The sequence below is a fragment of the Kribbella monticola genome, assembly GCF_003261635.1.
Classification (GTDB): Bacteria; Actinomycetota; Actinomycetes; order Propionibacteriales; family Kribbellaceae; genus Kribbella; species Kribbella monticola.
Genome location: NZ_QFXK01000039.1, coordinates 546,766 through 565,540 on the forward strand (window position 1 = coordinate 546,766; position 18,775 = coordinate 565,540).

14 protein-coding genes and 1 tRNA gene are annotated in these 18,775 nt (G+C 67.5%); 12 read left to right on the forward strand and 3 right to left on the reverse strand.

Features of this window, described 5'->3' with window-relative positions:
• The first annotated feature begins 235 nt into the window (after window positions 1-235).
• The 4 genes from DIZ26_RS34040 to DIZ26_RS34055 all read left to right on the forward strand — a co-directional run bounded on the left by DIZ26_RS34040 (window position 236) and on the right by DIZ26_RS34055 (window position 7,855).
• Window positions 236-1,435 (forward strand): S53 family peptidase, encoded by a 1,200-nt coding sequence (locus tag DIZ26_RS34040; RefSeq protein ID WP_198676407.1) that lies wholly within the window; start codon window positions 236-238, stop codon window positions 1,433-1,435.
• Window positions 1,436-1,770: 335 nt separating this feature from the next.
• A complete protein-coding gene (locus DIZ26_RS34045) occupies window positions 1,771-4,626 on the forward strand; it encodes a M36 family metallopeptidase (protein ID WP_232828792.1) in 2,856 nt (951 codons plus the stop codon).
• Between the two features lie 177 nt (window positions 4,627-4,803).
• The gene (locus DIZ26_RS34050) at window positions 4,804-6,954 is read left to right on the forward strand and encodes a (Fe-S)-binding protein (RefSeq protein WP_112248646.1); all 2,151 of its coding nucleotides are present in this window, start codon (window positions 4,804-4,806) and stop codon (window positions 6,952-6,954) included.
• Window positions 6,955-7,045: 91 nt separating this feature from the next.
• A complete protein-coding gene (locus DIZ26_RS34055; protein ID WP_157979894.1) occupies window positions 7,046-7,855 on the forward strand; it encodes an LppX_LprAFG lipoprotein in 810 nt (269 codons plus the stop codon).
• Between the two features lie 2 nt (window positions 7,856-7,857).
• On the opposite strand, the gene DIZ26_RS34060 is transcribed toward DIZ26_RS34055, so the two are convergent.
• Window positions 7,858-8,658: an SDR family NAD(P)-dependent oxidoreductase gene (locus tag DIZ26_RS34060; protein WP_232828793.1), complete on the reverse strand. Its 801-nt coding sequence runs from the start codon at window positions 8,656-8,658 to the stop codon at window positions 7,858-7,860.
• Window positions 8,659-8,784: 126 nt separating this feature from the next.
• Between DIZ26_RS34060 and DIZ26_RS38045 the strand changes: the two genes are divergently transcribed.
• The 5 genes from DIZ26_RS38045 to DIZ26_RS34085 all read left to right on the forward strand — a co-directional run bounded on the left by DIZ26_RS38045 (window position 8,785) and on the right by DIZ26_RS34085 (window position 13,745).
• Window positions 8,785-9,531: a collagen-like protein gene (locus DIZ26_RS38045; RefSeq protein WP_198676408.1), complete on the forward strand. Its 747-nt coding sequence runs from the start codon at window positions 8,785-8,787 to the stop codon at window positions 9,529-9,531.
• Window positions 9,528-10,358 carry a DUF4097 family beta strand repeat-containing protein gene (locus DIZ26_RS34070; RefSeq protein WP_112248764.1) on the forward strand — a complete coding sequence of 277 codons (831 nt, stop codon included), beginning with the start codon at window positions 9,528-9,530 and terminating at the stop codon, window positions 10,356-10,358. The genes DIZ26_RS38045 and DIZ26_RS34070 overlap by 4 nt, the downstream gene beginning before the upstream one ends.
• 43 nt (window positions 10,359-10,401) lie before the next feature.
• Window positions 10,402-10,620: a hypothetical protein gene (locus DIZ26_RS34075; protein ID WP_112248650.1), complete on the forward strand. Its 219-nt coding sequence runs from the start codon at window positions 10,402-10,404 to the stop codon at window positions 10,618-10,620.
• A 129-nt stretch (window positions 10,621-10,749) separates the two neighbouring features.
• On the forward strand, window positions 10,750-12,264 hold the full coding sequence (locus DIZ26_RS34080) for a hypothetical protein (RefSeq protein ID WP_112248651.1): 1,515 nt from the start codon (window positions 10,750-10,752) through the stop codon (window positions 12,262-12,264).
• The gene (locus DIZ26_RS34085; RefSeq protein ID WP_112248652.1) at window positions 12,264-13,745 is read left to right on the forward strand and encodes a PQQ-binding-like beta-propeller repeat protein; all 1,482 of its coding nucleotides are present in this window, start codon (window positions 12,264-12,266) and stop codon (window positions 13,743-13,745) included. The genes DIZ26_RS34080 and DIZ26_RS34085 overlap by 1 nt, the downstream gene beginning before the upstream one ends.
• A gap of 95 nt (window positions 13,746-13,840) precedes the next feature.
• On the opposite strand, the gene dcd is transcribed toward DIZ26_RS34085, so the two are convergent.
• Together dcd and DIZ26_RS34095 are read right to left on the reverse strand one after the other, a co-directional pair.
• A complete protein-coding gene (dcd, locus tag DIZ26_RS34090; protein ID WP_112248653.1) occupies window positions 13,841-14,416 on the reverse strand; it encodes a dCTP deaminase in 576 nt (191 codons plus the stop codon).
• A gap of 236 nt (window positions 14,417-14,652) precedes the next feature.
• Window positions 14,653-15,093 (reverse strand): MarR family winged helix-turn-helix transcriptional regulator, encoded by a 441-nt coding sequence (locus tag DIZ26_RS34095; RefSeq protein ID WP_232828794.1) that lies wholly within the window; start codon window positions 15,091-15,093, stop codon window positions 14,653-14,655.
• 235 nt (window positions 15,094-15,328) lie between these two features.
• Here DIZ26_RS34095 and DIZ26_RS34100 point away from each other — a divergent pair.
• The 3 genes from DIZ26_RS34100 (at window position 15,329) to DIZ26_RS34110 (ending at window position 18,742) form a co-directional block, all read left to right on the forward strand.
• Window positions 15,329-15,402: transfer RNA gene (locus DIZ26_RS34100), tRNA-Gly, on the forward strand.
• A 314-nt stretch (window positions 15,403-15,716) separates the two neighbouring features.
• The gene (locus DIZ26_RS34105; protein WP_157979895.1) at window positions 15,717-16,244 is read left to right on the forward strand and encodes a VanZ family protein; all 528 of its coding nucleotides are present in this window, start codon (window positions 15,717-15,719) and stop codon (window positions 16,242-16,244) included.
• Window positions 16,245-16,420: 176 nt separating this feature from the next.
• A complete protein-coding gene (locus tag DIZ26_RS34110) occupies window positions 16,421-18,742 on the forward strand; it encodes a polysaccharide lyase family 8 super-sandwich domain-containing protein (RefSeq protein ID WP_408610299.1) in 2,322 nt (773 codons plus the stop codon).
• Window positions 18,743-18,775 lie beyond the last annotated feature (33 nt).

Consider the following 18,775-nt stretch of genomic DNA (forward strand, 5'->3'; position numbering starts at 1 on the left):
CAAAGGGTGCGCCGCGGAAAGGCAGGGGGAATCCTTCAATCTTCTCCGAGGGCACAATCTGGCCGGAATGAAAGGAAAAACCGGCGATGCCGGATTGAAACCCATGACATTTGTCAGGGGCGGAACCGCTGGTACGGCGGCGGCGCGCGGGCGGACGATTCCGAACACCAATCAACGCCGGTTCCGCCCCGACCGTGTTGTGCCGGAGCGGGCCAGCCCAGCTCGAGGAGTTCTGTTGAAGCAACGGATTCTCGTGTCCGCCCTGGGTGTCGGCGCACTAGCCGTCGCAGGTCTGACCAGTACCGGAGCCGCCATCGCGGCTCCCACCCCGTACACCGCCGGGAAGCACGCCGCCAAGGTCTGTGCGACCGCCACCTCGCCCCACACCGCCAGCTGCCACGCCTTCAAACTGGTCGACGCCAAGGGGGTCTCGCCGGCTACGGCCACGCCACCGGCCACCGGTCTCACCCCGGCCGGCCTGCGCGACGCCTACAAGCTCAACGGCCTGAGCGCGAACGGCCGCACGGTCGCCATCGTCGACGCCTACGGCTACCCGAACCTGGAGCGGGACCTCGGTGTCTACCGGAGCCAGTTCGGCCTGTCCGCCTGCACCGTCGCGAACGGCTGCCTGCGGATCATCAACCAGACCGGCGGTACCTCGCTGCCCCGCTTCAACACCGGCTGGGCCGGCGAGCAGGCCCTCGACGTCGACGCGGTCTCCGCGGCGGCACCGGACGCCAAGATCGTGGTGGTGCAGGCCAACTCGGCCAGCTTCGCCGACCTCGGTACCGCGGTCGTCACCGCCGCCAAGCAGCCCGGCGTCGTCGCCATCTCGAACAGCTACGGCGGCGGCGACTCGGCCGACTCGACGTACGGCACGTACTACAACCACCCGGGGATCGCTGTCACCGCATCCACCGGCGACAACGGCTACCAGGGCGCCAGCTACCCGGCCTCGTCGTCGTACGTCACCGCTGTCGGCGGAACGTCACTGGTTGCCGCCAGCAACACTCGTGGCTGGTCGGAGTCGGTCTGGAGCGGCGCCGGTTCGGGTTGCTCCACGGTCAACACCGCTCTGAGCGCGGCATCGAGCTTCGGCACCGGCTGCTCCAAGCGGGCGATGGCCGACGTCTCCGCCGCTGCCGACCCGGGCAAGGGCGGCATGGCGATCTACTACCCGACGAGCAAGACGGCCTCGACCTGGGCCCAGTTCGGCGGGACCAGTGAGGCCGCGCCGATCATCGCCTCGGTCTACGCGCTGTCGGGCAACACCGCCGGCTACGCGAACGCCCTGCCGTACGCGCACAGCGGTTCGCTGTTCGACGTGACCACCGGCTCCAACGGCAGTTGCCCCACGACCCAGTGGTGCAACGCCCGGACCGGCTGGGACGGCCCGACCGGCCTCGGTACCCCGAACGGCGCCGGCGCTTTCTGACCCACCGGCTCCACCAGGTCCAGTAGCCGACGGCATAGTTGCCGTCGGCTACTGGCATGCCCGGAATTCGATACTCTTCGCAGCTGAGTGAATGCTCTATGCGACATCATTGGTTGCTCCCCGTACAAGCGCATGCACGAAGGACAACCCTCGTCTGCGTGGTATTCCGGGAATAACCCTTCCGTGCACGCAGAACCAGGCTTATGGTCAGGCCGGACGGGTCGTGGAGGGCGATCCGCAAACACAACTTCATGGAGCGTTTAGCTGTGACCACATCACGCAGGGGGCGGGGGCTTCTGGCAGTCACCGCTGTCTCAGCCACCACTGTGCTGGCGATGACTGCCAGCGGTGCGCTGGCGGCACCATCCGCCAAGCCAGGTCCTGACTCTTCCAAGCAGACCAGTCAGTCGGACAAGAAGGCCGCCAAGGAGCGCAAGGGCAACTTCGACGCCCGGACGCCCAGCGACCGGGTCGACTACGCCAACGCCGCCCGCACCATGAGCAAGCAGGGTGCGGCACAGCAGAAGTTCCGCAACTCCCTCGGCAGCCAGGGCGTCGTCTCCGTCGACCAGGTGACCGGTACGCCGAAGCAGGTGGCGAAGCTGAACGGCTTCCTCACCGGCCCGAGCAACAAGCCCGCCGCCAAGGTCGCGCTGGACTACATCCGGGCGCACCCGGAGATCTTCCACCTGTCCGAGAAGGACCTGCAGACGCTCCGGCTCCGCAAGGACTACAAGGACATCGTCGGCACCCACCACGTCTCGTGGGAGCAGGTCGTCAACGGCGTCCCGCTGTTCGGCAACGGCCTGCAGGCCAACGTCACCAAGCGCGGCCAGCTGATCTCGATCCAGGGCTCGCCGGTGGCAGGCCTGAACGGGATGGCCGCGAGCCGCGCGGCCGGTCCGGCGGTCTCCGCCGACTCCGCCCGGGGCAAGGCTGCCTCCGACGTCGACGGCAAGGCCGCCGCCGTCAAGGGCACCGCCAAGGGCAACGTGAAGAACTGGACCAACGGCGACCAGGCCAAGCTGGTGTGGTTCTACACCGCGGACGGTCTGCGCAAGGGCTGGGCGACGTACACCCAGGCCGGCGACTCCCTCAACTACACGCACGTCATCGACGCCCAGTCCGGTGCCGTGCTGTATCGCCGCGACCTGACCGACGAGGCCAACGGCGACGCCCTGGTCCAGGAGAACTACCCCGGCGCTCCCCGCGGTGGTCAGCAGCACGTGGTCAACCTCTTCCAGCGCGGCTTCCTGCTGAAGGGCGCCACCACCCTCGACGGCACCTCCGTGCACGCCTTCGCCGACGTCAACGACGACAACGTCGCCAACCCCGGTGAGAGCGTCAAGGTGCCCGGCACCAAGCACGGCGCGGAGTACGTGCTGAAGTCGTTCAACAAGAACAACTCCAGCAAGCTGTGCTCGGCCGCCTTCATCTGCACCTGGGATCCGGCCAAGCCGGACTCCTGGAAGGTGAACAAGAACCAGGACGTCACCAACGCGTTCTACCTGGCCAGCAACTTCCACGACTGGCTGGAGACCAAGCCGATCGGCTTCACCCCGGCGGCCGGCAACTTCGAGGCCAAGGGCGGCGACCCGGTCAGCCTGAACGCGCTCGACGGCGCGGCCACGGACGCCAACGGCGGCCCGGACGCGAACCACCTCGACAACGCGAACATGAACACCCCGCCGGACGGCCTGTCGCCGACCATGCAGATGTACCTGTGGCACACGCCCGGCGCGGACGACACCCAGGACGCGTTCGTCCCGAGCAGCGGCGCGAACGACGCCAGCATCCTGTACCACGAGTACACCCACGGTCTGTCCAACCGGCTGGTGGTCGACGCCTCCGGCAACTCGACGCTGAACAGCATCCAGGCCGGTTCGATGGGTGAGGCGTGGAGCGACTTCTACGCGATGGACTACCTGGTCACCCACGGCCTGGAGAAGGACACCAGCAAGGACGGCGAGGTGCTCGAGGGCAAGTACGTCTCCTTCGGCGCGCTGTTCCGCACCCAGGCGATGGACTGCTCGGTCGGCTCCGCCTCGGCGAACTGCGTGGGGATCGACGGCTCGCAGGGTGGCTACACCTACGGCGACTTCCCGACCATCGGCGGCGCACCCGAGGTGCACGCTTCCGGTGAGGTCTGGGCCCAGACGCTGTGGGACATCCGCAAGAAGCTGGGCCGCACGATGGCCCTGTCGGACATCACCCGCGGGATGGAGCTGTCCCCGGCCGACCCGTCGATGCTCGACATGCGCAACGCGATCCTGCAGGCCGACATGGTCGCCTTCGGTGGCGCGAACCAGAAGGCGCTGTGGAAGATCTTCGCCAACCGCGGCATGGGCTGGTTCGCCGGCGCCACCAACGCGGGCGACTCGCTGCCGGCCGAGGACTTCCACGTCCCGCCGACCGGCGCGACCGCGACGCTGTCCGGCACCGTGATCGACAAGGACACCAACGCGCCCGTCAACGGCGCCCTGGTCTTCATCGCCGGGCACGACTCGGGCTTCGGCGGCGACTACAGCGCCGTCACCAACGCCCAGGGCAAGTACACGATCTCCGGGGTCTTCCCGGGCACCTACCCGAAGTTCGTGGTCGCGGGTAAGGGCTACGAGATCCTGAACCAGTCGGTCACCGTGTCCGGCAGCGGCACCACGGCGAACTTCAGCCCGCGGCGCAACTGGGCCTCGGCCTCCGGCGGCGGTGCGGTGAAGGCCTTCAACGGTCCGGACTTCAGCCCACAGTGTGGGCCGGGCTTCGCGATCGACAGCAGCCAGGGCACCGGCTGGGGCAGCACCACCGGTGACAACGCTGGTACGCCGACCAACGTGATGATCCCCAAGCACATCGACATCGCGCTGCCGGCGGCGGTGAACGTCACCAAGTTCTCGGTCGACCCGTCCAACACCTGTGGTGACCCGGGCAGCGCCTCGACCGGCGACTACCGGATCGAGACCTCGGTCGACGGCACCACCTGGGCCACTGCCCAGACCGGTACCTTCACCGCGGCCAACCGTGGCAAGTACACCGAGCTCACCCCGAGCGGCAACGCGACCGGCATCAAGTTCGTCCGGTTCGTGATGCTCAGCCCGCAGGTCCCCGACTTCCAGAACAACTGCCCCGCCGGCGCCTTCGGCGGCTGCAAGTTCACGGACATGTCGGAGATCCAGGTCTTCGGTACCAAGTAGCAGAACCCGCTGGGCCGGTCGAGCGCATCGCTCGGCCGGCCCTTCGGCTTGTCCGCGGCCTTCCGGGCGGCCCGGCAGTCCTTCGGCGGGTTCGGCGCAGAGTGAGACGGGACACGCTGGCGTGATGAGGCCCTCACCGACATGACTGACCGGTAACCAACCAATAACATCGCTGGTATGCAGATCCTCGCCATCGTCGTCTCGCTCGCGGTCGCCGCCGTCGGCATCGCGCTGTTCGGCAAGACGATCGGGCACATGGTGTCCGTGATCAAGCTCGGTCAGCCGGCCCGCCGGACCGACAACCCGGGGCAGCGCACGGCCACCCTCGCCAAGGAGTCGCTGCTGCACACCCGGATGCTGCAGTGGAGCCACATCGGCGTACTGCACTGGTTCGTGGCGTTCGGCTTCATCGGGCTGTTCCTCAGCCTGGTGACGGCGTTCGGGCAGCTGTTCTCCGCGCACTGGGTGCTGCCGGTGATCGGCCACTGGTTCGTCTTCGAGTGGGTCAGCGAGTTCCTCACCTGGACCGGTCTGGTCTCGATCATCGGCCTGATCGCGATCCGGCTGCGCAACCTGCCTCGTGGGGAGAAGGGCCGGTACAGCCGGTTCTTCGGCTCGCGGGCGTGGCAGGCGTACTACGTGGAGTACACGATCCTCGGCGTACTGATCTGCATCCTGTTGCTGCGCGGGCTGGAGTACCAGCTCGGCGAGGCGTCGAAGTTCCATTTCCCGACCACGTTCTTCATCGGCACGTCGCTGTTCGGCGAGCTGTCGGAGCACGGTCTGGAGAACGCGATCTACCTGGTCGCGATGATCAAGATCCTGATCTCGTTCGCCTGGATGATCACGATCTCGCTGAACGCCACGATGGGCGTGGCCTGGCACCGGTTCACCGCCTGGCCGAACATCTGGTTCAAGCGCAAGGCCGACGGCGGTACGGCGCTGGGCGCGCTGCAGCCGATCATGGTCGACGGCGCCCCGATCGACTTCGAGAACATCGAGGAACTCGACGAGGACGCGGCGCTCGGCGTCGGCAAGATCGAGGACTTCACCTGGAAGGGCCTGCTCGACTTCACCACCTGTACCGAGTGCGGCCGCTGCCAGTCGCAGTGCCCGGCCTGGAACACCGAGAAGCCGCTGTCGCCGAAGCTCGTGATGATGAACCTGCGCGAGCACGCGTACGCCAAAGCGCCGTACCTGCTGGCCTCCTCGGACGAAGAGCGCCAGTCGCTGCCCGATCTGGTGAAGGCCGAGGTCGAGCGCCCGCTGGTCGGCTCGCCCGATGTCGCCGTGATCGACGAAGAGGCGTTGTGGGCCTGTACGTCGTGTGGCGCGTGCGTGCAGCAGTGTCCGGTCGACATCGAGCACGTGGACGCGATCATGGACATGCGCCGCTACCAGGTGCTGATCGAGTCGTCGTTCCCGTCCGAGCTCAACGGGCTGTTCAAGGGCCTGGAGAACAAGGGCAACCCGTGGAACATGAACCCGTCGGGGCGGATGGACTGGGCCAAGGACCTGCCGTTCGAGGTCAAGCAGGTCGGCACGGATGTCGAGACGCTGGCCGAGGTGGAGTACCTGTTCTGGGTCGGCTGCGCGGGTGCCTTCGAGGATCGCGCCAAGAAGACGACTCAGGCCGTCGCGGAGTTGCTGAACATCGCGGGTGTCTCGTTCGCAGTACTGGGCGATGGTGAGACCTGCACCGGTGATCCTGCGCGGCGGGCCGGGAACGAGTTCGTCTTCCAGCAGCTGGCGATGCAGAACGCAGAGGTGTTCAAGGAGACCGGCGCGAAGAAGGTCGTCTCCACCTGCGCGCACTGCTTCAACACCTTGAAGAACGAGTACTCCCAGCTCGGTGTCGAGCTGGACGTCATCCACCACACCCAGCTACTGAACCGGCTGGTCCGCGAGGGCAAGCTGACCCCGGTCGCGCCGACCGACAGCGCGCTCAACGGCCAGAAGATCACGTACCACGACCCGTGCTACCTCGGTCGCCACAACCAGGTGTACGACGCGCCGCGCGAGCTGCTCGACATCATCCCGGGCGCGGAGTTCGCCGAGATGCCGCGGAACCAGACGAAGTCCTTCTGCTGCGGCGCGGGTGGCGCCCGGATGTGGATGGAGGAGAAGACCGGCAGCCGGATCAACCTGAACCGGACCGACGAGGCCGTCGCGACCGGCGCGGACAAGATCGCCACCGGCTGCCCGTTCTGCCGGGTGATGCTGTCCGACGGCCTGACCGCCAAGCAGGCCGACGGCTCGGCCCGCGAGTCCGTCGAGGTCCAGGACGTCGCCCAACTCCTGCTCACCTCTGTCAAACGAGGTCAGTAGCTGCAGCTTGCTGCAAAAAGTCTTCCTCTTGGACCCGTCCGGGCCGTAAGATCCAGCGGCTCGGGGTGGGTCCACTAGGAGGGGTTTTGTCGTGAGGTTTCGTACTCGGGTGGCAGCTGCCGCCATCGCCGTGCCGTTGGCACTCGGCCTGGCTGCCTGCGGTGGCGCCGACAAGAAGGAAGCCACCGGCACGCTGCCCACACCGGTCACCAGCTCGGCGCCAACCGCGCCCGCGACCGCCGCACCCCTGAAGGCCGCACCGGTCGCCCACCTGAACAGGGTCACCTTCGTGCCGGCGATGAGCGCGGCGTTCGGCAAGCAGAAGACCTGGCGGACGGTCGCCACGATGACCGCCGAAGGCCGCACGGTGATGACGATGAGCGGCTACCAGCAGGCCAAGCCGCTGGCCGCCTCGCTGGAGATGAGTGGCCTCGCGTTCCAGGGCAAGACCGCGAAGATGGTTGTGGTCGGCGGGATGCTCTACATGTCGATGCCCGGGGCAACCCCGGCCGGGAAGTTCCTGAAGGTCGACCTCAAGCACACGCCCGGAGCGGAGAACTTCAGCGAGCTGCTGAACGGTAGCGACCCGACGAAGACGTTCGAAGCATTCGGGAAGGGCCTGCAGACGGTGAAGTTCGTCCGGTCGGAGACCGTCGACGGTGTGAAGCTCGACCGCTACCAGGTGAGCGTCAACACCGCCGCGGCCCTCAAGCTCCAGGGCAAGAAGCTGCCCGCCGGCGCTCCGAAGACGCTGCCGTACACGGTCTGGATGGGCCCGGATCACCTCGTGCACAAGATGACGTTCAACCTGCAGGGCGTCAGCATGGTGATGAAGATGAGCGAGTACAACCACCCGGTCACCATCACCGCACCTCCTGCGTCAAAGATCGTCAAGCGCTGACCTCAGCGCAGGTAGGAGGCGCCGTTGAAGTCGAGGACGGCGCCGGTGGACCAGGTGGCGGCTGGGGAGGCGAGCCAGACGATGGCGTCGGCGACCTCCTCGGCGGTCGCGACCCGGCCGTGCGGGCTCTGAGCCCGGATCGCGTCGCCACCCGGTCCCTCCAACAGCTGTTCGGTCATGTCGGTCGCGATGAATCCGGGCGCGATTGACGTCACGGTGATGTCATGTGGCGCCAGCGACACGGCCAGCGACTGCCCCAGGGCGTGCAGTCCCGCCTTGGCCGCTCCGTACGCCGGTACGTCCGGCTCGCCGCGATAGGCGCCGCGAGACCCGACATTCACGATGGCACCCGTTTTGACGCCATCGGCCGGCGCCACGTCGAGCATCTGCCGCGCGACGCACCAGGTGAGGTGCGCCGCCCCTTCGAGGTTCACCGCGAGCGTTCTGCGCCAGGCCGCGACCCACTCGTCGTACGACGTGTCCGCGAGCGGATGCCCGATCCGGCGGGACCCGGCGACGAGCTCCTCGACGTACAGGGCGGCGTTGTTCACGAGCACGTCGATGCGGCCGAGCGATGCGGCCGATTCTTCAACCAGGGCAGGGATTCCGGCCGGATCACCGACGTCTCCGGTGACGACGGAATGACCGTCGCCAGGCAACTGAGCCAGTACTGCGCGGGCCTCGTCGGCGGCACTGCGGCAGTGCAGCACGACCCGGTCCCCGGCTGCCGCGAATGCCTTCGCCGTGGCCGCCCCGACGCCTCGCGACGCCCCGGTGACGAGCACTCCTCTGGACACACTCACAACGCACTCCTCGCCTCGGTGAACCCTCATTCTGCCGCACCCGGAGCCCACCCTGACGGCATGATGGCGGCGTCGTGACATCACGAGGGGTTGACAGTGACGTCATTGTGACGTCAGTATTGCGTCATGGAACTTGACCACTACCTCGAGTCGGTCCGCCGTAGCGTGGAGAACGCCACCGCCCTGGCCGACGACCAAACCCGCTCCGTGGCCCAGCGCCTCGGTGCCACGCTGGATGACGCGGGCCGCCTGGCCCTCATCTCAGCCCTGTCCGATGCCGCCGGTGAGATCAGCCGTGAGCTGTCGCCCGGTTCGGTCGAGCTCCGGATGGCCGGTGGCCGCCCCGAGTTCGTGGTCACGCCGGCTCCGAGCCAGCTGACCAGCTCCGACGACGACCTGGACGACGAGGCCGCCGACCGTGAGGCCGTCGCCGAGGAGATCGCCCCGGACGCCGACGAGCCGACCGCGCGGATCACGCTGCGGCTGCCGGTCTCGGTGAAGAACAAGGTGGACGAAGCCGCCGCGACCGAGGGCATCTCCTCGAACGCGTGGCTGATGCGCACCGTGATGACCGCGCTGACCGGTGACCGTGGCCGTCGTGGTGGCCCCCGGCCGCCCCGCCCGCCGCGCGCACCGCGAGGCGGATTCTTCGGCCCCGACGGCCCGCTCGGACCGGACGGACCGCTGGGACCCGACGGAGTCTTCGGCCCGGACGGTGTGTTCGGACCTGACGGCCCGTTCGGACCCGACGGCGTCTTCGGCGAGCGGGACAAGCGCGGTGACCGCGACCGGCGGCGCGAAGGCCGCCGGGACAACCACGGACGCCGCGGTGGACGCGGACCGGGACAGCAGATGACGGGGTGGGCACAGTGAGCGGCTTTCATTCGCAGGTGGTCGCCGAGCCGGGCGAGATCGACAGCGTCCGGATCGACATCGGCGCCGGCCTGGTCGAGATCCTCCCGGTCGACGGCGACAAGACCCTGGTGTCGGTGGATGCCGACGAAGGCGACGAGGAGAGCGTCTGGTTCGAGGTCGTCAACAGCGAAGTGGTCGTCGAGGCGCCCCGCAACGTCCGGCGCGGCCCGGAGATCCGGGTCCGGATCCAGACCCCGGAGCAGTTGATCACCCGAATCAAGACCGGCTCGGGCGACATCATCGCCAGCACCACGCTGGGCGAGTCGCGGCTGTCGACCGGATCCGGCGAGATCCAGCTCGACCGGGTCGAGGGCAGCCTCGGCGCGAACACCGGCAGCGGCGAGCTCCGGGTCCGGTACGCCGGTGGCCCGGTCCGCGCCAAGACCGGCTCCGGCGCGATCGACATCGGCGAGGCCGCCGACTCCCTCGGCCTCAGCACCGGCTCGGGCGACATCCGGATCGGCGACGCCGCGGGTCCGACCACCGTCAAGGTCGGCTCCGGTGACATCACCATCGAGCGGATCCGCGACCACTCGGTCGCCACCTCCGGCTCCGGTGACGTCACGGTCGAGCTCGCCGACGGGCCGAGCGTCCGGGCCGAGACGGCCCGCGGCGACGTACACATCGGCGTACCGGACGGCGTACCGACCTATCTGGATCTGAAGACGGTCACCGGCGAGATCCGGTGCGATCTGGAAGCCGGCGAGCGGCCGGCCGAGGGCGAGCGCTCGCTGGTCCTGCGGGCCCGCACCGTCTCCGGCGACATCACCGTCGTCCGGGTCTGAACCACCACCCACCCAGCAAACACCCTGTGAAGGAGAAACCACCATGATCACCGAACACCAAGAGGTCGCCCGCCACCGGGTCGCCGAGCAGATCAGGACCGCCGAACTACGGGCCCTACGCAACGAACGGCGCGACGCGGTGCGGGCCGAGGGCGAATCCGCCGGTCCGCGACACGAGCTCGCCGGAGTACTGCGCCGGCTGGCCGACCGGCTCGAACCGCAGCCCCGCCACCGTCGTACCGGCCTGTCCGTGGTGCGGTGAGATCGATGTCTTATCAGGCACTTTGCAGCTTGCTGCAACGCCTGGGTCTGCTCACCGCTCCGACCCGCTGACGCTGCTAGGTTTTGGGCCGTCCTGTGGTTCAAGACTCTTGGGGAAGAGAGAGATCCGATGGTGTTGCGTTCACTGGCCGCCGCCACCGCCGCAGTCGTTCTGCTGGCCGGTTGCAGTGGGGGTGACGACAAATCCACCGACAGCTCGAAGGACGGCGCGAGCCAGACCCCCGGTACGCCGAGTGCGCCGGCCCTGACGCCGTACGACCCGCCGAAGTCCTTCGAAGCCACCTACGCATACTCCCTGCCCGAGGTGACGGGGCACAGCTCGTTCAAGCCCGAGGTCGCCATGGTCGGCTCGACCGCCGTGGCGAACAGCCTCCGCGGTGTCGATGGCCAGAACCTCGCCGGGCCGGCCAAGCCCTGGCAGACGCTGGCCACCGAGACCACCGACGGCAGCGTGGTGATCAACGACGCGTCGGTCCCGGTCGCCGTACAACTCAACGGGAAGCCGGCCGTCGCGGTCGCCTACTACCAGCGGGTCAAGGGCGCCGGCACGGCGAAGCCAGGAGTCTCGGTGCTGTTCCGCTGGCTCGACCCGGCCGACGGCAAGCCGTTGTCTGAGGCAACCTTCGACGTGACGGCACTGCTCGGCGACGCCGAGGTGAACAGCGGCCTGCCCGGCGGCTTCACCAACCTGACCTTCGATCCGGCCACCGGGCAGGTGGCGGTCGGGGTCTCGCCGGCCAGCATGATCGGCGCCAAGTCCGGCATCGTCACCGTGATCGCCGATCCGGCTACCAAGAAGGCCGTCGGCCTGCCGTTCATGCGGCCGGCCGGGCTCAGCAAGGGCGTCCTGGTCGGCACACAGGGCAAGGAGAACACGCGGCGCACGGTCGCTCTCGTCGATGCCGCCACCGGTCGCATCACCAAGTCGGGTCTGCTGCCCGGGCTGGAAGGGCTGACCCCGACCGGCGCCAACGGCAGCAAATACGTCTACCTGTACGGCCAGAAGTACGACAAGAGCATCGGATTCGCCGGTGACTACGTCGGCTACTTCTACGCTGTCGACCCGGCCAGCGGTGCCGTCGTCCAAACCAAGACAGCCGTGAAGAAGACGCAGTACCTGCAGAACTACAGCTGCTTCGCCGACGGCCAGAAGACGGTTGTCTGCACAGCCGATCAGCCCGAGGCAGCCGAGGCGGAGATCGTCGGTTTCGACGACACGACCGGGAAGAAGACCTGGGGCTTCACCGAGGCGAGCGCAGGCCGGGTGGTGCCGCAGGTGACCGCGGCGTTCCACGGCGTCCTCTACGCCAGCGCCGAGACAAAGCCGGTCCTGCTGAACGCGCTGACCGGCCAGGACATCCCCACTCCGACGCCGACCGTCCCGACCGGCGCGGACACCGCCGGGCCGACCGGCACACCTGGCGAGACTCCGAGCGAGGACCCGACACCGACCGACAGCAGCTCGCCGTCCGGGGGTAGCTCCGGCGCCCCCGTTGCTGCCCAACCGGCCAACCAACTCCAGTCGCCGCAGAGCGTCTCCGAATACGGTGGCGTCTATCTAGCCGAGCCGGAGCTGAGCGACGACTTCAGCGGCACCCTGCAGATCCTGAAGGCGGTCGGCTGATGGCAGACCTGCGCGTACTCCGTCCCGTTCTCACCGCGGCCGTCGCGATCGCGCTGCTGAGTGCCTGTAGTGGCGGCGACGACAAGGCCGGCGACACGTCGACCGACAACGGGACGCCGAGCGCGTCGACCCCGTCCGGCCCAGAGCTGGCGACGTTCGACCAGCCCAAGGCGTTCGCACCGGTCTCGGCCCTGGCCAAGGGCGGTGTGGCCGGAATGCCCAACCTGTACTACACCGAGGCCGGCATGGTCGGGAAGACCGCGCTGTACGGACTGCGCACCGGTCTGGCGGGCAACACCCTCGACGCGAACAGCTGGGAGGTTCCGTCCGCCAAGGACTCGACCACGAAGACCACCGGCCTCACCGCGCCGATGGCCGTCCAGCTGAACGGCAAGGAGGTCGTCGCGGTCGCCTACAAGCAGGTCGTCGAAGGCAGCGGAACGCAGAAGGCGCACGACCAAGTGAGCTTCCAGTGGATCGATCCGGCCGAAGGCGACCTCCTGGCCACGGCCGTAGCCGATCTGAGCACCCTGCTCGGGCCGGGCAACACCAGTTCCGGCCTCGGCACGCCGGCCTTCGACCCGGCGACCGGCCAGATCGTGGTCAGTCTCCAGGCCACTTACAACGAGGCCGCGCCATCGAAGGTCCGCGACTTCGCTGTGTTCGCCGACCCGGTGACCAAGAAGGCCACGACGATCCCGGGGATCCGCGCGGCCGGCGTACTGAACGGTGTCGTCGTCGGCGCCAAGGGCAGCCAGCCGGAAGGCGCCAAGGACAACGCGATCGTCCAGGCCGACGGTGTCACCGGAGCCGTCAAGAAGACGGTGCCGGTGCCGGCGATGAACTACCTGACCCCGACCGGTTCGGGCGGCAAGCACGGCTACTTCGCCGGCAGCGGCTTCCTCGCCGGCGCCGGCGACAATGCCGACCACGCGAACGCGATCTATGCCGTCGACATCGCGACCGGCGAAGTGGTCGAGAACAAGCTGCCGCCGTCGGGAGATTCCAACGACGCGACCTGCTTCTCCGACCATGTGGCTGCCGTCGTCTGCAACCGCTCGCTGGGTGATCAGAAGACCGCCATCTCGGGACTCGACGATGCCACCGGGAAGCTGGTCTGGGGCTACGACTCGACGTCCAACCGGGTGGTACCGAAGATCACCACGATCTACAACGGACTGGTCTACGGGCAGGCCGACAGCCAGCCCGCGATCCTGGACGCGAAGACCGGCCAGGACGTCGTCGTTCCGAGCGCTACTCCCACTGGCACCTCCAGCGCGACTCCGACGGAGGGGACGACACCGCAGGACTCGTCCGGCTACGGGAACGCGGGTGGCTGGGGTGACACCTCGATGCTGTCCGGCAACCAGCAGTCGCCGCTGATGGTCTCGAAGTACGGCAGCGTCTACCTGCAGGAGCCGGGCAACAACGCGGATCTCAAAACCGAGAAGATCCTGGTGGTTCAGAAGGCCATCGGCTGATCGGTGCTGCCTGAGAGGGGCCCGGTGCGGATATCCGTGCCGGGCCCTTCGGCGTACCGGGCCCTTCGGCGTACCGGGCCCTTCGGCGTACCGGGTCAGATGTCGGTGCGGTGGAAGTTCTGGTACGAGCGCGACGGCGTCGGGCCGCGCTGACCCTGGTACCGCGAGCCGTACTTCGCGGAGCCGTAGGGGTGCTCGGCGGGTGAGGACAGCCGGAAGAAACACAGCTGGCCGATCTTCATCCCGGGCCAGAGCTTGATCGGCAGCGTCGCCACGTTGGACAGCTCCAGCGTCACGTGCCCGGAGAAACCGGGGTCGATGAAACCCGCGGTGGAGTGGGTGAGCAGGCCGAGCCGGCCGAGCGAGGACTTGCCCTCGAGCCGCGCCGCCACGTCGTCGGGCAGCGTCACCAGCTCGTACGTCGAGCCGAGCACGAACTCGCCGGGGTGCAGGATGAACGGTTCCTCACCCTCCGGCTCGACCATCCGGGTCAGGTCGGGCTGCTCCTCGGCCGGGTCGATGTGCGGGTAGCGATGGTTCTCGAACACCCGGAAGAAGCGGTCCAGCCGTACGTCGACGCTCGACGGCTGCACCATCGCAGCATCGAACGGGTCCAGCTGGACCCGCTTCGCGTCGATCTCGGCCAGGATGTCGCGGTCGGAGAGCAGCACAAACGCAACCTACCGCAGCACGCCGTCGTTTGCGCCTGCCCCGCCCGGCCCGGGATGGGCCTGCACAACGACGGGACAGATTTCCGCGCCCAGTTGAACGGCCGCACCGGCGTGACGCGACTGTCTCGGCGGACCGGTCAGGCGATCGACCGGTCGCAGCCGCCACAGGCCCGAAGATGGCCCTCCGGAGCCCTCAGCTCCCCGGATCGCCCCAGCTACGGGCCTTCGGCAACGGATCAGCCGGCCAGCTTGTTGAACTTCGACACCTGGCTGGCGAACGTCTTCACCTGGGCCGGCGACCAGTCCTTGAGCAGGTCCTCGATCACCTTGTGCCGCTTCTTCCGCGCGGCCGCCAGCTTGCGCTTGCCGTTGGCGGTCAGCGTCAGCAGGGTCGCCCGGGCGTCGGACTTGTCCGCGGCTCGCTTCAGCAGGCCTTCCTCCTCCAGCCGTGCGCAGGCCCGGCTGACCGGTCCCTTGTCCACCTCGAGTGCCGCCACCAGATCCGCCATCCGCACCGGCGCCAGGTCCTCGACGTGGTTGAGCAATGCGTACTGCGCCGGCTCCAGGTCCGGATGTGCCTCGTCGGACAGCGTCCGCTGCAGACCACGCAGCCGGCGCGCCAACGTGACGAGCTCCTTCTCCAGGTTCTCCAGCGCATCGTTGGTTTCAGTTGCCACCTGTTCACCCCTTCTTTTCAGTTGCCCCGCAACCATCTTGTCCGGTCCCGGCAGGGACCGCATCCTCACGTTGCGTCGAATGTTGCCCCCGGCAACGCGTTCTAATCTGCCAGATGTTGACCGGCCTGCCCAGTCCTGGGCGCGCCCTTTGTGGAAAACTCCCCCAGAACCCCCCGTGCAAACCGCCCACGGCCTCAGGTATGATCCTGCGGTCTGCTGGTTCACAGCCAGCCCGGCGGGTGTAGTTCAATGGCAGAACATCAGCTTCCCAAGCTGACAGTGCGAGTTCGATTCTCGTCACCCGCTCCACCAAACCCCAGGTCAGGACCAACCTCCCGACCTGGGGTTTCGTCGTCCCACCCCCCGAACCCCCTCGATCGCCCACTGGCTACGCCTCGTCGACACCTCCTCGCAAACGCTCGCCAGGTTCTGACAATCCAACACCCAGAACTCGTCGACGACCCGACCCCCGTCAGCTAGCCGAGCACGCGAAGAACGTTGACCCCCGCAACAGACCCCCACTGAACACGCGCACATCTGATTTCGATTCCACATGAAGCGGAAAATCCGTCCGGATATCGTCCAGCCGTGAACGCGCCGGCCGTCGTGGTAGTCAGTTGTCCGTGATCCCGGACAACCGCGTCATTCCCGCGGCCGTGGTGGCGTTCGCGTTCCTTGCCTGGGTGGCGGTGCGGTTGACCAGACTGACCCGGTCGCGCGACTTCACCCGAGCAGCTCGGCTGGCAACGACCTTCGGCGTCCTGTGGGGTGTCGGCCTGTTGGCGGTCACCCTCGGCGGCAGACCTCGGGACGAGTCGGGAACCTTCTTCTTCAACTGGGTTCCATTCGCCACCCAGACCGCAGCCGCCGACACCGAGATCGTCATGAACGTGCTGCTGTTCATGCCGGCCGGATTCGTCCTGCCCTGGATCGCGCGCCATGCGAACCGGCGCCGAGTCGTCCTGGTCGCGTTCGTAGGTGCAGCCGTGATCTCTTCGATGATCGAGGCGCTGCAGACGTTCACTCCGCTCGGTACCGCCGGCGATCTCACCGACATCCTGCTGAACACCGCGGGCTGCACACTGGCAGCGATCATCGCTGCGAGCGTCCGTCACCAGCTGGCCGTCAGTCGGGATTGGCGGTTGCCGTAAGTTAGTTTCGGCTGGTTGACTCGGGGGGTGAGGTTTTTCCCTTTCGCCCGGGAGTGCCAGTGGAGATCACGCGTCGCCGCCTGCTGTCTTTTGTTCCAGCTGCTGCGCTGTTGAGTGCAGTACGGCCTGCACAGGCGATCGCCGGGGGTGTCGACGAGTCGCCGGGCCAAGCCAAACTGCTCGGCAATGCCGTCGCGGTCTTTGCCGGGACTGCGGAGTCCAACGGGCGGCCGGAGGTTGCGGCCAAGCTCGCGGCGATGGATCAGACGGCGCGCACCTGGCTCAGCGCGATGGATCGCGCCCAGCCGGGCGAGCTCTTCGCCGGTCTCCCCCTCGGCACCAGCGACCCGAACCTCAGCGCGTCGTACCAGCACCTCTACGAGATCGCGCTCGCCACCCGACGCCCCGGCCCCGCGTCCGAACTGCAGGGCAACGCCGCGATTCGCACGCGGCTGCTCGACAAGCTCACCTGGCTGCACACGAACTACTACGGCGACCAGGCGAAGGGGTACTACGGCAACTGGTTCACCTGGGAGATCGGCATTTCGACGTACGTCGGTCGCACGCTCGCCCTGCTGGACGCGCCGCGCGACCTGATCACGACGTACGTCGCGTCGATGGACGCCTATCTGCGCAACGGGACAAATGGCGACGTGAATCTCGACTCCCGCTTCCACACCGGGGCGAACCTCGCCGACATCACCACCAACCGGGTGATCCAGGGCGCGTTGCTCGAGGACGACGCCCGAATCAGGAAGGCGTTGCAGGATCAGTTCACGGTCTTCGCAACCATCGACCCGTACGACCTGCAGCACGGCGTCACCGACGGGTACTACGCGGACGGTTCGTTCATTCAGCACGACTCGGTCGCGTACACCGGGTCGTACGGCAAGGGCCTGCTCAGCCGGGTCGTCCAGACGATCAAGATGCTCGAAGGCACCGGGTACGCGCAGAGCAGCGACCTCGTCGGCGTCGTCCAGGGCTGGGTGGTGAACGGCTTCGCGCCGTTGATCTTCGAGGGCTGGATGATGGAGATCGTCAAGGGCCGTGCGGTCAGCCGGACCACCACCGGGTACGACGACGTGGCGGTCGTGGTGGAGGCGATCGTGGACCTGTCCGGTTACGCCACGGCCGCGGATGCCGCGTTGCTCAAGGGCTACGTCAAGTTCACCGCGCGGCCGACGCTGAACCCGAACAGCTTCGTCTCCCCCGTCAGCGTGGCCCGCTTCGCCGACATCATCAGCGACCCCGCAGTACAGGCGGCTGATCTCAATCCGCCGGCCAGCAGTGTCGCCTTCAACGCCATGGACCGGACGGTGCACCGGCGACCCGGGTTCGCGTTCGCATTGGCGCGCAGTTCGGACCGGATCAGCAAGTACGAGTACATGAGCGGCGAGAACCTGATGCCGTGGTTCCAGGGCGACGGCGCGCACTACCTCTACCTGTCGGGCCAGGACCAGACGAAGTCCTTTGGCGTCGACTACTTCACCACTGTCTCGCCGTACACCCTCGCCGGCGTCACTGCACCAGTAGAAGAGCGCCGCACGATCCCCGAGCTCTACGGCACGCAGTACTACGACAATCCCCCCGTCTTCACCGCTTCCTCCGAAGCGCAGAACACCTACGTCTACTTCCCGCGCGGCACCAATCAGTACTCCGGTGGCGCGACCCTCGGTGCGTACGGGGCAGCCGGCTGGATCCAGTCCGACGACGTCGCGTACGCCGAACGCGACTCTCTGCCGGACGACTTCGTGGTCTACCGCAATGCGCGCTCCACCAAGTCGTGGTTCATGCTCGACGAGGAGATCGTCGTACTCGCCGCAGGCATCGGCGACGACACCAGAGCCGTTACGACGTCCCTGGACGCTCGCATAGCAGCACCGACGGACCAGGTAGTAGTCACTCGCGACGCCAGGTGGCTGCGCTACGCCAACGTCACCGCGGGCACCTCTGTCGGCTACTACTTACTTGCCCCCAGCGATGTGACCACAGACCTCACAGACGTCACCCGCAGCCGCCGCGCGATCCGTGCGACCAACCCGGACACCGCGGTGACGAAGAAGGTCTTCACCCTCACCTCTGCCAGTACTACGCTCGCCTACGCCCTGGTCCCCAACACAACCGAGGCGCAGCTACGCACCTACGCGCACGGCAGGCTTCTGCTGCTCTCGAACACGAAACGACTGCAGGCGATCCGTCACACGACCTTGAACCTCACTGCCGCCAACACCTTCACTCCAGGACGCCACGCGCTGCCCGGTCTCACTATCGACGGCCCCGCTTCGGTCCTGACCCAGCGACACCCGGACCGCACCACCACGGTCGCCGTCTCCGACCCCACGATGAGGCGAGCCACCATCACCACAACCCTCACCGGCCAATGGCTGCGCAAGGTCTCCGGCGACGCCACGGTCACCCATACCGTCACCGGCACCCGCCTGACCTATAACACCAACCACACCTACGGCCGCACCCTGTCCACCGTCCTCCAGCCCTGACACCCCTCGGTCGTAGTACCCATCGGTGACCGA

Coding starts and splice junctions, on each gene's coding strand:
- DIZ26_RS34045 (WP_232828792.1), top strand. CDS start 1,771: ATGACTGCCAGCGGTGCGCTGGCGGCACCATCCGCCAAGCCAGGTCCT.
- DIZ26_RS34050 (WP_112248646.1), top strand. CDS start 4,804: ATGCAGATCCTCGCCATCGTCGTCTCGCTCGCGGTCGCCGCCGTCGGC.
- DIZ26_RS38045 (WP_198676408.1), top strand. CDS start 8,785: ATGGAACTTGACCACTACCTCGAGTCGGTCCGCCGTAGCGTGGAGAAC.
- DIZ26_RS34075 (WP_112248650.1), top strand. CDS start 10,402: ATGATCACCGAACACCAAGAGGTCGCCCGCCACCGGGTCGCCGAGCAG.
- DIZ26_RS34080 (WP_112248651.1), top strand. CDS start 10,750: ATGGTGTTGCGTTCACTGGCCGCCGCCACCGCCGCAGTCGTTCTGCTG.
- DIZ26_RS34085 (WP_112248652.1), top strand. CDS start 12,264: ATGGCAGACCTGCGCGTACTCCGTCCCGTTCTCACCGCGGCCGTCGCG.